Genomic DNA, 13,845 nt, shown 5'->3' on the forward strand with positions numbered 1-13,845 from the left:
ACATCACGGTGTTGCCACCTAGAGATAGCGGATTGGCACAAACAATTTACAACGGTGTGGAAATAAACGGCGACATGGTTCGCAATTTTTCGGCCGATGCCGCCTGCCTCCTGAGCGGGGTAGTGAAGACGTCTGGTGGGACACCGTTGGACAACGTACGGGTGGATCTCTATGATCAAGGCAGCAATACTCAGATTGGTGATTATTACTTTACGGACGCTAGTGGGGGGTATAGTTTCAGCGTAGCACCAGGTACCTATAAGATAAATCTCTTTGGTTATGAGAGCACAACGACCCAAACTCCAGATTTCTGGTCGATCAGACCCATTGTTTCGAACGTGACTGTTGCCAATCACACGACGCAAGATGTCATCGTGCCATTTGTGACGATAAATGGAAAGACAACGGATAGTAATGGGGTAGCGGTCGGTGGTGTAGAGTTGCGAATTTTAGAGAATTGGTCATCTGGCGAAGTATATAACTATATTAGGTATGATAACGGCAGGGCTGTTTCTGATGCATCAGGCAATTATAGTTTGGCGCTTCCCCCCTATATATACGATGAAACAATACTCCCCCCCTCAGGGAGTGGATTTGGTCAGACTCAGGTCAGGGGCCTGAATGTGTCAGAGAATATTTTGCAGAATATAATCCTCTCCATGACCGACACCCAAGTGCCGATCATTTTTTCCGGCCCAACGGTTTCGGCCATTACTGACAAGTCGGTAGTTGTCGAATGGCAAACCGATGAGACGGCAACCGGCGGAGTCAAGTACGGCCTTGCCGACCCGCCGGGGACGGCAGTCAACGAAACCGGCTCGTCCACAACCCACTCCCTGGTGTTAAACGGTCTGACCCCAGACAGAACCTACTACCTCAGCGTCTTCGCCACCGACGCCGCCGGCAACGGCCCGACCGAAAGCGGGGTCATCTCCTTCCGGACCGAACCGACGCCGGACACGACCGCACCGGTCATCCTGGAGGGCCCGACGGTGACCTCCATCACCCACAACTCCGCCGTTGTGGAATGGACCACCGACGAGCCCACGAGCGGGGTGCTCCATTACGGGACGACGACTGAGGTGGATCAAACCGTAACTGATCCGACCCTGTCCACCAGCCACCGGGTGACCGTAGCGGACCTCGCACCGGAAACCCTCCACTACCTCAAGATCGCCGCCACCGACGAGCCCGGCAACGGCCCGACCGAGAGCGCCCTGGTCTCCTTCGAGACCGTCGCCGAGCCCGACACGGCGGCGCCGGTGATCGTCGAGGGGCCTATGGCGATCAACATCTCCGACACCGAGGCGACGATCGTCTGGACGACCGACGAGCCGGCGACCAGCGGCGTCTCCTACAACGACGGCATCGCCTACGGGGTGGCCAGCGACGATACCCTGGTGACCGAGCACGTGGTCCACCTGACCGGCCTTGACCCGACCACCCTCTACACCTTCACCGTCTCCTCGAAGGACGGCTTCAACAACGGGCCGACCCTGAGCGCCCCCCGGACCTTCACTACCCTGGCCACCCCCGACACCCTGGCGCCGGTGATCATCGAGGGGCCGCTGGTGGTCAACACCACCCACCAGTCGGCGGTGATCCGCTGGGTGACCGACGAGCAGGCCGACGGGGTCATCGAGTACGGCACCACGGACGCCCTCGGCGCGACCCTCGGCCGCACGGCCCTGGTCCGGCAGCACAACATCCCCATCGTCAATCTGCCGGCCGACACCCTCTTCTACTTCCGGGTCCTCTCCCGGGACGCGGCGGGCAACGGCCCGGCGGCGAGCACGATCTATACCTTCCGCACCGAGCGGGAGCCCGACACCAAAAAGCAGCAGGTCACCCGGGGGCCGGAGATCATCCACAAGACCGACAGGAGCCTCACCGTCTTCTGGGAGACCGACGAGCCGGCCGACACGGTGGTCAACTACGGCCAGGGCTCCGACACCAACCTGCGCCGGGCGAACGGCGCCAAGCTCAATCGGCACCAGGTCACCCTGGTCAACCTGCAGCCGAGTACCGATTACTCCATCGGCATCGCCTCCACCGACCTGAGCGGCAACACGGTCGTTGCCCGGGCCGAAAGGGAGATCGTCTTCCTCGCGGCCGACACGGGCGGCAGCGGCAGCGACGCCGGGGCCGGCTTCACCGTGCCGCTGGGGGTCACCACCAACCCCGACCCCGATACGGCCGTGCCGGTCATCACCGAGGGGCCGGCGGTGATCGCTGTCACCGACAGCACCGCCACCCTTCGCTGGGTGACCGACGAGATCGCCGACAGCCGGGTGAGTTACGGTCTGCAGGGTGGATCCCTGAGTCTCTTTGCCGGCGACATCGCCCAGGTGACCGAGCATGTCGTGGTGCTGACCAACCTCGCCCCGGCGACCGCCTACAGCTTCCAGGCGGCCTCGGTCGACCCGAGCGGCAACGGGCCGACCGCCAGCGCGACCGTGAGCTTCACCACCGATGCCGCGCCCGACACGGCAGGGCCGGCCTTCACCACGGCGCCCTACGCCGCCGAGGTCTTCGAAACCAGCGCCCGGATCGCGTGGGATACCGACGAACCGGCCACCACCCAGGTGAAGTTCGGCACCAGCGATACGGCCCTGGACAGCGTCCGGACCCTGCCGGGTCTTTCCACCGGTCACGCCCTCACCCTGACCAACCTCTCGCCCTCGACCACCTACTATCTGCAGGCGGTCTCCATGGACGGGTCGGGGAACGTCTCGGAGAGCGTCGTGGCCACCTTCTCGACCCTGGAGCTGGCGGTGGACGATACGGCCCCGGACGGCTCGATCAGCATTAACTGGGGCGATGAGGCGACGAGCAGCACCGCCGTCGATCTCGTCCTCCTCGCCTCCGATGACAGCGGGGGGGCCATCGACATGCGCTTCAGCAACGACGGCTCAACATGGAGCGCCTGGCAGGCCTACGCCGCCGGCAAATCGTGGACCCTCTCGGCGGGCCTCGGCACCAAGACCGTCTATGCCCAGTTCCGCGACGGGGCGGGCAACATCGCCACCTGCAACGACACCATCCGCCTGGATAGCGTCTCGGGTGGCAGCGTTACCCCCGGCTCCGGAGTGACCGTCACCCCGACCCCGGATGTCCGGCTTACCTTCGAGACCGTGACCGCCGGAGGCGAGGTTACCGTCACCACCGGCGGCGAGCCGGACGGACCCGCCAACTTCCGCATCCTGCCCGGCTCCTCCTGCGACGTCACCACCGCCGCCGGCTACTCCGGGACGATCACGGTCTGCCTCGGCTACGACGAGGCCGAGCTGGCCGATCCCGGCAACGAGTCGAGCCTGGCCCTCTTCCACTACAGCGGCGGCAGTTGGACCGACATCACCACCTCGGTCGACACGGTTAACGACCGGGTCTGCGGGGAAACCGCCTCCCTGTCGCCCTTCCTGATCGGGGAGCCGACGGAGACCTCCCCGGGCGGGTCGACAGGATCCGGAGGGGAGAGCGTCGCCGCCGACCCGACGCGGGTGCCGGTGATGGGCGGCGCCTGGCTGCTCCTCGGCATCGGGGCGGGCATGGGGCTGCTGTGCCGGCGGCGCAGGGATGAGTAGATATCGATGTGACGGAAAGGGAATGTGGCTGAAAAAAGGAAAGGGCCTGCCGGATGGCGGGCCCTTTCACTTTTCGGAGAGTCGCTGGTGGGGGGAGAGGCTTAGTTGGCGTCCGTCTCCGCCGCCAGTTCCAGTTTGCCCGTGATGTTGTTGTTCAGCCAGCTGCCGTCCCACCACTCTACCGGGCTGACTGGAAGCCCGGCGAGGATCACCCCGTAGTGCAGGTGGTCGCCGCCGGCCATGCCGGTGGCGCCGGTGCGGCCGAGGGTCTGGCCCCGGGTGACCGCGTCGCCTTCGTTGACCTCGACCGAGCTCAGGTGGCCGTAGAGGGTCTGCAGTCCGAGGCCGTGGTCGATGATGACGCACAGCCCGTAGATGCCGAGGTAGTCGGCGAAGACCACGTTGCCCCCGTTGGCCGCGGGCACCTGGGCCTGGGCGGTGGAGGCCAGGTCGATGCCGAGGTGGGTCTGGCGGTCGACCTTCTTCCCCTTGTGAAGGTACGCGCGGTTGTCGCCGAACAGGGCCAGGGTGGCGGCGTTGGGCTGGCGCAGGAAGGGCCCGTCCCACAGGGGCCGGGGGGCCGTCCGGGCGGCGAACCCGGCGAGGGCGGCCCGGTTCTGCACCCGCAGGTCGCGGTTGACCTTGAGGAAGATCTCCAGTGGCTCCTGGAGGTCGGGGGCCAGCTCCTCGAACTCGGGGGTCTTGGTCTCCAGGAAGTTGTCGCTGATGTTGATCTGGCGCTGGCGGAAGGTCTTCCTGTTGGTGTGGTAGTAGAACCCGGCCCTGCGCTCGTTGCCGGCCCGGTCCACGGCGACCACCTTGGGCAGGAATTCCCCCTGCTTCATGTTGTGGGGAAAGGCGAACAGGGAGACGTAGCGCCCCGACTCCTGCCGGTGACCCGGGAAGAAGAGCTCTCCCACCGTCACCCCGGTCTTCTCGACCTCCTCGTTGAGGGTGTAGACGACCAGGCCCGATCCGCCCTGGGTGAAGTTGTGGGCGTTGGAGACGACCGAGATGACCGGAGCCCGGCGGTCCAGGTCGAAGGTGAAGCTCTGTTCGGCCCGGTTGCCCGCCCCGAAATGGTAGGCGGAGCCGTCGGAGGCGACCACGCGGAGTTCGACCGGGCCGTCCTTGAGGCCCTTCTTGTCGAGGGCGAATTCGAGCTTCTGGGGGGTCTTTTCCCCGGCAAAGGCCTGGCTGGCCAGGGGAAAGGTCGTCTCTCCCTGGACCGCTCTCACCTCCACGCTCTTCAGGCCGGCACCGGCGTCATGGACGGTGAGCTGGATGGCGGTCTTGGCCGAGATCGGGCCGGGCTTCGGGCTCAGGGAAAGCTGGGGGGCGTCGGTGTCCTGGAAGTAAAAGATGGCGAGGGTGACCAGGACGACGGCCACCAGGATGGCGAGGATGCCTCTGAGTTTCAATGTCTTCTCCGCTGCGGGCAGGGTGGGAAAGAAAAAATGAAGGCCTCCACCTTCGGCCTTCGTCCTATTTCTAACACGAAACCCTTCTGCAGGCAACGCCCCCGGGGGAGAGGGGCGAAAGGGCCGGGCGAGGCCGGCGGAACTTGACATTTGAGCTGTTCTCGGCCAATCTGCCGCCATGGAATGGCAAGGTTTTTTCGGACTGTTGGTGCTGGTCGGCCTGGCCTGGATGATCAGCGAGGACCGGCGCCGCGTGTGCTGGAAGCCGGTGGCGGCGGGGCTGCTGCTGCAGTTCCTGCTCGCGGCCGCCCTGCTCAAGTTCCCGCCCTTCAAGGGATTTTTCCTGGCCCTGAACGGGGGGATTCTGATGCTCGAGCGGGCCACGGTCGCCGGCACCTCCATGGTCTTCGGTTTTCTCGGCGGCGGGCCGCTGCCCTACGCGGAGACGGCGCCCGGGGCCTCCTTCACCCTCGCCTTTCGGGCCCTGCCCCTGGTGCTGGTGGTCAGCGCCCTCTCGGCCCTCCTTTTCTACTGGCGGGTTCTGCACTCGATCGTGCGGGCATTCAGCTGGCTGCTGCAGAGGACCATGGGCATCGGGGGGGCGGTCGGCGTGGGCGCGGCGGTCAACATCTTCGTCGGCATGATCGAGGCGCCGCTGCTGGTCCGCCCCTACCTGCAGAAGATGTCCCGCGGCGAGCTGTTCACCCTCATGACCTGCGGCATGAGCACCATCGCCGGCACGGTGCTCGTCCTTTACGCCACCATCCTGCAGAATGTCATCCCCGACGCCGTCGGCCATATCCTCACCGCCTCCCTCATCAGCGCCCCGGCGGCCTTGGTGATCGCCCAGCTGATGGTTCCCCATTCCGGGCCGGTGACCGAGGGGGAGGCCGTGGCCGCGGGGGAATCGACCAGCTCCATGGACGCCATCACCCGGGGGACGGCGGACGGGCTGAAGCTTCTGCTCAACATCGTCGCCATGCTCGTGGTGCTGGTCGCCCTTGTCAGCCTGGTCAACCAGCTGCTCGGGCTGCTGCCTCCCGTCGGCGGGCAGGCGGTGACCCTGCAGGGGCTGCTCGGCCTGGTCATGGCGCCGGTGGCCTGGCTCATCGGGATCCCCTGGCAGGAGGCGCTCACCGCCGGGAGCCTGCTCGGGACCAAGGTCATCCTCAACGAATTCCTCGCCTACCTCGACCTGGCCGCCCTGCCCGAGGGGGCCCTCGGAGAGCGCAGCCGGCTGATTCTGACCTACGCCATGTGCGGTTTCGCCAACTTCGGCAGTCTCGGCATCATGCTCGGGGGGATGGGGACGATGGTCCCGGAGCGCCGGGGCGAGATCGTGGCCCTCGGGCTCAAGTCGATCGTGGCCGGCACCCTCGCCACCTGCATGACCGGGGCGGTTGTGGGGCTGCTGTAAGGTTTCCGGGGCGAGGGCTCGAAAAGGGGAAGTGAAAAGACGGGGCGGGGCCGAATGGCCCCGCCCCGTCTGCGTTTTACGCTGAAGTTGCCGGATCTAGGGTTTGACCGGTTCTTCCGCCTGTTTCCGGACCCAGTCGTCCAGCTCCTCCGCCGCCTCGGCGGGAAGGTCGATGAATTTCAGGCCCATGCCCGGCTCGTAGGTCGATTTGCGGCTGAACTGGCGCTGCCAGATCACCTCGCAGGTGCAGTTCGCGGTCCGCCCGGAGGCGAAGGGGAGGGGGAGTTCGACCTGGAACCGGGTTCCCGGCTGGCGGGGGTTGGTCGCTGCGATGAACAGCCCGCTTCGGCTGATGTTCTTGGCGTAGCCGAAAAAGGTCTTGCGCCCGTCGTCGAGCTTGACGCGCTGGATGATGATGGGGGAGCGCAGGGACGCTCTCTGGCTGGCCGGTGCGGCGGGTTGCCGGGGATTTTGGGGGTCGCTCATCGTCTGGCCTTTTTGGTCCGTCAGGGGACTCCGGCGAGGGGATCGTCTTTTGCTTCAATCGTATCACAAACCCCTCTTTTTTCAGGGGTCCGGTGGGACTGTTCCGCTTCCCCGGCGGCCTGCAGGGAGCGGAGCTGGGCCAGTTGGCGGGCCGGGTCCTTCGTCGGCTTCAGCCCCGCCCAGTCGAGAAGGGGAGGCAGGGCCGCCTCGGGTCCGACTTTCGGCAGGGGCCCGGCGCAGAGGTGGTGGATGAACTGAAGGCTCTTCAGGCCGTCGAACCAGCCGTGAAAGGCGCTTTGCAGCGCGGTCCTGCCGCGGTGATTGTCCCGCAGCCTGGTCCAGATGTCGGTGAATCGATAGGTGTGCAGAAATCGGGCCAGGTAGGGAGAGATTTCCTCCGCTCCGGCGAGCAGCTCGGCTGCGGGTTCCTGCCAGAGGTCTTCGGCCAGGGTCAGCCAGCCGCGCAGGAGGCGGTAGCAGCCCGACGGGTAGAACAGCACGGCGTCCCTCTCCCCGCCGAGAAGGCGCTTCATGCTGGGGCCTGTGCCGAAGGGCACCCGGGCCGAGACGCGGGCCGAGGGGCGCACGATCGTCCCCCTCAGCTGTTCCACGCCGCAGGTTTTGGCCAGCTGCTGGAGGAAATAGAAATCCTCCCCGGCGGCCCGGCGGTTCATCCCCCCGGCCCGGGCGTAGGCTCCCGCGGTGCAGGCCATGGCGCTGCCGACGGTGGGGGAGGCGTAGGGGGAGCCTGCCAGCGCCAGGCCGAGGGCGTGGTGGCGCAGGTAGAGCTCGTAGCGGTCGATGGCCGCCTGCTGCCCGGCGCTCCCGCCCGGCTGGTGGCAAAAGGGCAAAACCGCGCCCCCCGCCCCGCTGCGGGCGAAATGCGCGGCGAGGGCCGGCAGGTAACCGGGCCCGACCAGGGTGTCGGCGTCGAGGGAGGCGAGGATCGGCTCCGGGCCCCCGGGGTCGAGGCGGGCGAGGGCCAGGTCGAAGCCGATCTTGCGCGCCAGGCCCACCCCGCCGCTCCGGGCGGGCAGCTCCAGGCCCGGCGAGGCGGCGTCCACCAGGGCCAGCCGCAGGGGACGGGGAGCGTCCCCCGAGGCGAGCCGCGCCAGGTCGATCCGGTTCCCCTTTTTGTCACCCTCTTCCGCGTCCTCCCGGTGGTTGACCACCACCACGACGAGATAGCGCTCCAGCATCGCGGCCGGTCCCTGCGCCAGGCTCTCCAGGGTGGCGAAGAGGCTCTCCCCCTCGGCCAGGGCGGGGATCACCACCGCCCCGGCGAAGTCGCTCTCAGCGCACCCCTCCAAGCGCCAGGGACCGTCGACGGCGCGGCTGCGCAGGTATTTTTCGATGGCCCGGGAACGTGTCATGGCCTCTAGGATAGGGGATCGGCCGGCCAGGTCAAGCCTTTCCGCCTCCCAATGGAATTGACAGCGCCCGGATGCGGGCGTATAAGGGCGCAAGGGCAAACGTCTTGAAACGGGAGGGACGGAACATGCGCTGCAGCGAGATCATCGACCGGCTGAAGGTTCTCTCCGATCCCGAGGCGGCGGCGGGGATGGCTCGCTTCGGCATCAACCCGGAAAGGACTTTCGGGGTCTCCATCCCGAAGCTGCGCGCCCTCGCCCGCCAGGCCGGCCGCGATCACGTTCTGGCCGGCCAGTTGTGGGCGAGCGGCATCCACGAAGCGCGCATCCTCGCCTCCATGATCGACGACCCGGCGGCGGTGAGCATGGCGCAGATGGAGGCCTGGGCGGCCGATTTCGACTCCTGGGACGTCTGCGACCAGACCTGCAACAACCTCTTCCGCCGCACCCCCTATGCCTGGGAGAAGGCCGCAGAGTGGAGCGGTCGCCCGGGGGAGTTCGTCAAGCGGGCCGGCTTCGTCCTCATGGCGGTCCTCGCCGTGCATGACAAGGAGGCCGCCGACGAGCGGTTCGAGGCCCTTATTCCCCTCATCGCCCGGGAGGCGACGGACGGGCGCAACTTCGTCAAGAAGGCGGTCAACTGGGCCCTGCGCCAGATCGGCAAGCGCAACGCCCGACTGCACGGCCTGGCCGTCGAGGCGGCCGGGGAGGTCGGGCGGATCGAATCCCCCTCGGCGCGGTGGATCGGGCGGGATGCCCTGCGGGAGCTGGAGAGCGAGAATGTGAGGGTGCGGCTGGAAAAAAATTAGGGATGCGATACTGTTTTCCCGGCGGGGGGCTTTTAGCGATCCGCAGTTTCTAACGGGCAGGCCATCCCGGCCTGCGGGGCATCAAGGGAGGAGAAAATGTACGAGACCACGGTTTTTCTTCAGCTTCTTGTTTCGGTCCTGGTGGTTCTCGGCGGCGCGGTTGGCGGGTTCGTCAGCTGTTCCCTCATGGAGAGCTTCGGCGAGCGGCGCCATATCAAGCACCTGCGCACCCTCTACCTGCAGAAGGTCGTCAGGTATTCGATCGCCCTGCTGGCCTCCCTCGCCCTCTGCCTCGTCTGGGGGATCAACCTCGCCGGGGCGTGGGTGATGTTCACCTCCATCTTCGGCATCATCGGCATCGCCCTCTTCGCCCAGTGGAGCATCCTGAGCAACGTCACCGCCTGCTTCATCCTCTTCTTCTCCTCGCCGATCAAGATAGACGACTTCATCACCGTCAAGGACGGGGACAACAGCGTCAGCGGCGAGGTCTCGGACATGACCCTCTTCTACGTCCGGCTCATCTCAGCCGAAGGGGAGCGGGTCCACATCCCCAACAGCGTCATCATGCAGAAGGCCGTCCTCGTTCACCCCCCGCGCCCGGAAGGGGCTGAATCGGCCGATTGACCGGCGCTTCTCGCAGGAGAGGACGAGATGGACGAGACGGAAATCCCCGAGGTCGTGGAGCTGCCCATCGACGGCACCATGGACCTGCATACCTTCCTGCCGCGCGAGGTGGGGGAGTTGGTCCCGGACTACCTCGCCGAGTGCCGCAAGCGGGGCATCCTCGAGGTGCGCATCGTCCACGGCAAGGGCCACGGCATCCTCCAGCGCAAGGTGCACGGCATCCTCAGGCGCCTTCCCGAGGTCCGCTCCTATCGCCTCGCCGACGAAAGCGGCGGCGGATGGGGGGCGACCCTGGCGACCTTGGAGCCGCTGCCGCCGGCCTGAAACCCGGCGCTCGCCGGGAGTTCGAAAACGAAAAGGGCGGCCAACCGGCCGCCCTTTCGCGATAATCCATGTCCGCAGGGCGGACCTCAGTTGACCTGAAGAACATTCAGTTTGAAAAAGACCGTTTTTCCGGCCAGGGGGTGGTTGAAATCGACCTTGGCTATCTCGCCTTCGAGGCCGACCACCCGGCCCCGGAACGTCTGGCCGTTAGGGTCGGTCGTCGTGACCATGGCGTCGATCTGGTGCGCCTGGGGGGGGGAGCTTGCTCTTTTCGACATCGACGATCGCCTGCGGGTTGACCGGGCCGAAGCTCTGCTCCGGGGAGAGTTCGACGGTCTTCGCCTCGCCGGCCTTCATCCCCTCAAGGGCCTTCTCCAGGTCGGGAAAGAGCTTGCCGGAGCCTTGGATAAAGGTCAGCGGTTCCTGGCCGGCGGTGCTGAAAACCACTTCATCGTCCGCCAGCGAGACGGAGTACTCGAGGGTCACGCTTTTGCCTTCGCTGACCGCCGCCGCGACATCGCTCTTGGCCGTCTCGGCAAACGCAGCAACGGTCGAAACCAGGAAAAGAACAGCCATCAACAGGATTCTGCTTTTCTTGCTTTTCATCGTTCCGACAACCTTTCAAAAGAGGGATGATCTGGGTCATCCGTGGGAAAAATGGGCCGTCAAAGCTTCGGGCGATCGGTCTCCGGGCCCTCGGGCGCTTGGGGTGGGGCGACGTGATAACGATTCAGAAGGTCGAGGCTGTTTCGGACCGGCTCCCGGCAAGAGCCGGGAAACCCTCAGGCAGTCATACGACAGGTGGGATCAAACAACAGCAAAGCGTATGGCGGGAAGAAGGTCGCTCAAGTTCTGATTGTGGTGATTCGCGTCTGCGTCGACAGGTCTTTCACGGTAGCAGATCGGCCGGTTCGGCACAACCGCAAACTCCCCGGCGGGCCGCCGCGCCAGCTCATGCGGGGGGGCTTATCGTAGGCCATAAATCAAGGCCAAAGAGTACGAAGCCGAGTTTCGGGTCTCACGCAAAGCCGCCAAGAAGGGCAAAAGACCGAGCCTCTCTGTTTTCCTCTGCGCCTTTGCGGCTTGAGTGAGCGCAAGCGAACGGGCGCGAGGCCGGTTTTGATTTGAAACAAAGCCCTGGCTGATATTTCGGGCGAGGGTCAGTGGCAGCAGACCGCCTCCCCTCCCGTGACGTCGTAGCACTCGCAGGCGAAGCCGAGGGGCCAGTAGATCAGGGCGTAGGGAGGCCAGAAGATCGAGACGACACGAAAGCTGGTCGGGAGCTTCCCCTTCTGGACGATCTCGTTGTCCTTGGGGGCGGTGGAGATCAGCTCGTAGGGGACGCCGCCGGTCGCGTTCCAGAAAAAGGGCCTTGTCTTCACGTCGCCATGGATGTCCGTTCCCTTGTAGTTGACCCGCACCTCCGTGTCGGGGGGGAGTTTGAAGCTCGCAGAGGTTGAGCAGCCGGTGGCGAAGAGGGCGGCGGACGCGAGGGCAAAGAGGAAGACGCGACTGATTTTCATTTGGGCCTCCGTTTTCAGGATGTCGACTTGTCACATGGGTGCAGACTTTCAACCCTGCATGCCTGCCCCGAAAGCACCTCAACTTTTCCTTGGGGACTGGCTGCTTTGCGAAGACCGCAAAGTTGCCTGTCCCCCTTACGCCAACGGCAATCAACACATTAAAAGGTGCCTGTCCCCCTCAGGGATTTTCTTACGCCAACGGCAATCAACACATTAAAAGGTGCCTGTCCCCCTCAGGGATTTTGTAATAATGGTATCCTCACAATTTGTTTTCCCGGTGTTTTGAAAAAAGGTTTCCGAATCATTTTTCCAATTTTTTAATTGCTGCCAAGGTCAACTTTAGAGTCTCTTGGGTTTTTTGTTGCTCAGAAATTTTTCGCTCTATCAGTTTTCCAATATTAAATAAAAAATATATAACACCTGCCATGCCAGCACCAATAAGACTTTTTTCCCATTCGGTCATTTATTTCAATCCTTAACTGAGCTTAGAGTCGGGGCCAGCATGCTTTCCTAAAGATGCGGGAATTATATGGTTTTCTCCGGAACCCTGTGCAAAAAAATTGTGCTGGTGGCATTTGCAAAGCCCCTCCATATCCCCGGTTTTAATCCGAACAATATTGAAGAGTTTTTATGGCTATGTCTGACAATATTTCAAAATGGTAGATCCTTGTCATCATCAAGTTGATCATCATCTTGACTTTTCTTGCCAATCCCTTCCATTAGTTGGTGCAGGTTGTTTTTTTCCAATTTGGTCTCTTTGCCGTCTATTATTTTTGAATAAAACTCGCAGACATCGTCGTCTTTAAGAATCCACCATATTTGACTATTAGTAACAGCTGCTGCAACCATGTCATTTGTTTGTGAATTAGTGAAATCTGCATGTTTGTTAAGTTTTGACACTACCGTATGTGTTTGTGCAAAGCTGTAACTAGATGCCAAATCCTTAATCAACAACTCCTTTTCCAGTTCGCTGGCCAATTTTATATCGGGAAACTGGTCTTTAAAGAAGTTAGATAGTTTTTTGTAGTAGATTAAGTCTGAACATTTTTTTGTATTCCACTCTTCGCTTAAATAACTATTAAACATGTTGCCATCTAGGCTTGAGCAATAGTCACCATCATCCGTGATAAAATATAAATATTCTTTTTGTGAAATACTGGCTAAGAGTGATTCCCAGTTGATAGCGTCACCAAGCGACCCATCTTTGCCTGGTGGATTGCCAATGGCATACCTAATGTTTGAACTGTCTAAAATTTCTTTGGTTGTCTCAATGACTGTACCTGACTTAAATAAGTCATTGATGATTCCATCTGCCTTAAGACTATTTTCAAAAATATCTTGGGAAAGTTTTTTTAGTAATTCAGAGTGAGATTTTTCATAATTTTTCTGACACTCTCTGAGGGTTTTGTATTCATCGTAGTCTTTACATATTTGTGGAAACTGAAGATTTAATTTTTGTTCTTTAAGTCTTTTAAGTGCATCAGCGATCTTATTGTCTCTATTTCTTTTAAATTCATCAATAACCTGCCCTGGTATAAACAGCGAAAGTTTACTCTTCCTGAGGAGAACTCCTAGCTTTCTTAACTCTTCGAGGTCATCACTGGTCAAATGATAAAAGGCAAGAAAAATATTCGTATCGATAAATAGGTTCATGTTTAATTGTCCCACATTTTACCAGATTTTACTTTTAGATATCCAAAGGGGTTTCAAGCTGAAAAGAATCGTCAATTATTCCAATTTATAATCTTAACAATTTATGGCAGAGGCCAAAAACAAAAAAATCGACATGCGCGACAAAACCTTTTAAGTCAATTTAAATAACTTTACACCTTGACTTCTCAATCATTTCAAAAGAAAATTGACATGATCACAAAAATTTTTGGTACTAAATAAATAACAAGAAATTTTACTGCATTTTCCCACTGGGCCTAAGTTCTTAGGACAAGAAAACCTACATGTTCTTTCGGAAAATAATACGAGATACTACTTCCCTTCTCAGTCCTTTGATGCATATTGGATCACTTTGAGTTGTCGATCGTGGCAGGGAGCTACCCCTTTCTACCCTCCAACTCAATTAAAGTCAACACATGGAGCGCCCAACCCTCCCTTGCCCCCCACTCTCCCGGTGATATTCTAACAGTAAACCCCACAGACGAAAGGAAGCGACCATGGACAAGCCGCGCCTGGTGGGCATCAACCACGTGGCCCTGGAGGTGGGCGACGTGGACGCGGCCCTGGACTTTTACGGGAAGATCTTCGACCTGAAGCTGCGGGGGCGGCGGCCGGG

At 61.4% G+C, this 13,845-nt stretch carries 14 protein-coding genes; 6 read left to right on the forward strand and 8 right to left on the reverse strand.

Annotation, left to right across the window (positions count from 1 at the left end; translation table 11 throughout):
• Positions 1-638: 638 nt before the first annotated feature.
• Positions 639-3,584 (forward strand): fibronectin type III domain-containing protein, encoded by a 2,946-nt coding sequence (locus tag C0617_RS06545; protein ID WP_291316212.1) that lies wholly within the window; start codon positions 639-641, stop codon positions 3,582-3,584.
• 101 nt (positions 3,585-3,685) lie between these two features.
• Here the strand turns inward: C0617_RS06545 and C0617_RS06550 are convergent, their stop codons facing one another.
• Positions 3,686-5,005, reverse strand: a complete 1,320-nt coding sequence (locus C0617_RS06550; protein WP_291316213.1) for a M23 family metallopeptidase — start codon at positions 5,003-5,005, stop codon at positions 3,686-3,688.
• A 178-nt stretch (positions 5,006-5,183) separates the two neighbouring features.
• On the opposite strand from C0617_RS06550, the gene C0617_RS06555 reads away from it, so the two are divergent.
• A complete protein-coding gene (locus C0617_RS06555) occupies positions 5,184-6,422 on the forward strand; it encodes a nucleoside transporter C-terminal domain-containing protein (RefSeq protein ID WP_291316214.1) in 1,239 nt (412 codons plus the stop codon).
• Positions 6,423-6,518: 96 nt separating this feature from the next.
• On the opposite strand, the gene C0617_RS06560 is transcribed toward C0617_RS06555, so the two are convergent.
• Complete coding sequence (locus tag C0617_RS06560) at positions 6,519-6,908, reverse strand: PilZ domain-containing protein (RefSeq protein WP_291316215.1); 390 nt, start codon at positions 6,906-6,908, stop codon at positions 6,519-6,521.
• 20 nt (positions 6,909-6,928) lie between these two features.
• On the reverse strand, positions 6,929-8,281 hold the full coding sequence (locus tag C0617_RS06565) for a hypothetical protein (RefSeq protein WP_291316216.1): 1,353 nt from the start codon (positions 8,279-8,281) through the stop codon (positions 6,929-6,931).
• Between the two features lie 125 nt (positions 8,282-8,406).
• Here C0617_RS06565 and C0617_RS06570 point away from each other — a divergent pair, with 125 nt between their 5' ends.
• From C0617_RS06570 to C0617_RS06580, 3 genes are all read left to right on the forward strand, one after another.
• A complete protein-coding gene (locus C0617_RS06570; protein WP_291316217.1) occupies positions 8,407-9,087 on the forward strand; it encodes a DNA alkylation repair protein in 681 nt (226 codons plus the stop codon).
• A 96-nt stretch (positions 9,088-9,183) separates the two neighbouring features.
• Positions 9,184-9,711, forward strand: coding sequence for a mechanosensitive ion channel domain-containing protein (locus C0617_RS06575; protein WP_291316218.1), 528 nt, complete (start codon positions 9,184-9,186; stop codon positions 9,709-9,711).
• 27 nt (positions 9,712-9,738) lie between these two features.
• Positions 9,739-10,035 (forward strand): Smr/MutS family protein, encoded by a 297-nt coding sequence (locus tag C0617_RS06580; protein ID WP_291316219.1) that lies wholly within the window; start codon positions 9,739-9,741, stop codon positions 10,033-10,035.
• Between the two features lie 86 nt (positions 10,036-10,121).
• Here the strand turns inward: C0617_RS06580 and C0617_RS06585 are convergent, their stop codons facing one another.
• The 5 genes from C0617_RS06585 to C0617_RS06605 form a co-directional block, all read right to left on the reverse strand.
• Positions 10,122-10,265, reverse strand: a complete 144-nt coding sequence (locus C0617_RS06585; protein ID WP_291316220.1) for a hypothetical protein — start codon at positions 10,263-10,265, stop codon at positions 10,122-10,124.
• Positions 10,243-10,611 (reverse strand): FKBP-type peptidyl-prolyl cis-trans isomerase, encoded by a 369-nt coding sequence (locus C0617_RS06590; protein ID WP_291316221.1) that lies wholly within the window; start codon positions 10,609-10,611, stop codon positions 10,243-10,245. The genes C0617_RS06585 and C0617_RS06590 overlap by 23 nt, the downstream gene beginning before the upstream one ends.
• 584 nt (positions 10,612-11,195) lie before the next feature.
• A complete protein-coding gene (locus C0617_RS06595) occupies positions 11,196-11,558 on the reverse strand; it encodes a hypothetical protein (RefSeq protein WP_291316222.1) in 363 nt (120 codons plus the stop codon).
• A 301-nt stretch (positions 11,559-11,859) separates the two neighbouring features.
• The gene (locus tag C0617_RS06600; protein WP_291316223.1) at positions 11,860-12,021 is read right to left on the reverse strand and encodes a hypothetical protein; all 162 of its coding nucleotides are present in this window, start codon (positions 12,019-12,021) and stop codon (positions 11,860-11,862) included.
• Between the two features lie 188 nt (positions 12,022-12,209).
• Positions 12,210-13,211: a PIN domain-containing protein gene (locus C0617_RS06605; RefSeq protein WP_291316224.1), complete on the reverse strand. Its 1,002-nt coding sequence runs from the start codon at positions 13,209-13,211 to the stop codon at positions 12,210-12,212.
• A gap of 515 nt (positions 13,212-13,726) precedes the next feature.
• Between C0617_RS06605 and C0617_RS17055 the strand changes: the two genes are divergently transcribed.
• Positions 13,727-13,845 (forward strand): VOC family protein (locus tag C0617_RS17055; protein ID WP_365888984.1); only part of this gene is annotated, 119 nt, incomplete at its 3' end.

Source organism: Desulfuromonas sp. (assembly GCF_002868845.1).
Lineage (GTDB): Bacteria > Desulfobacterota > Desulfuromonadia > Desulfuromonadales > BM501 > BM501.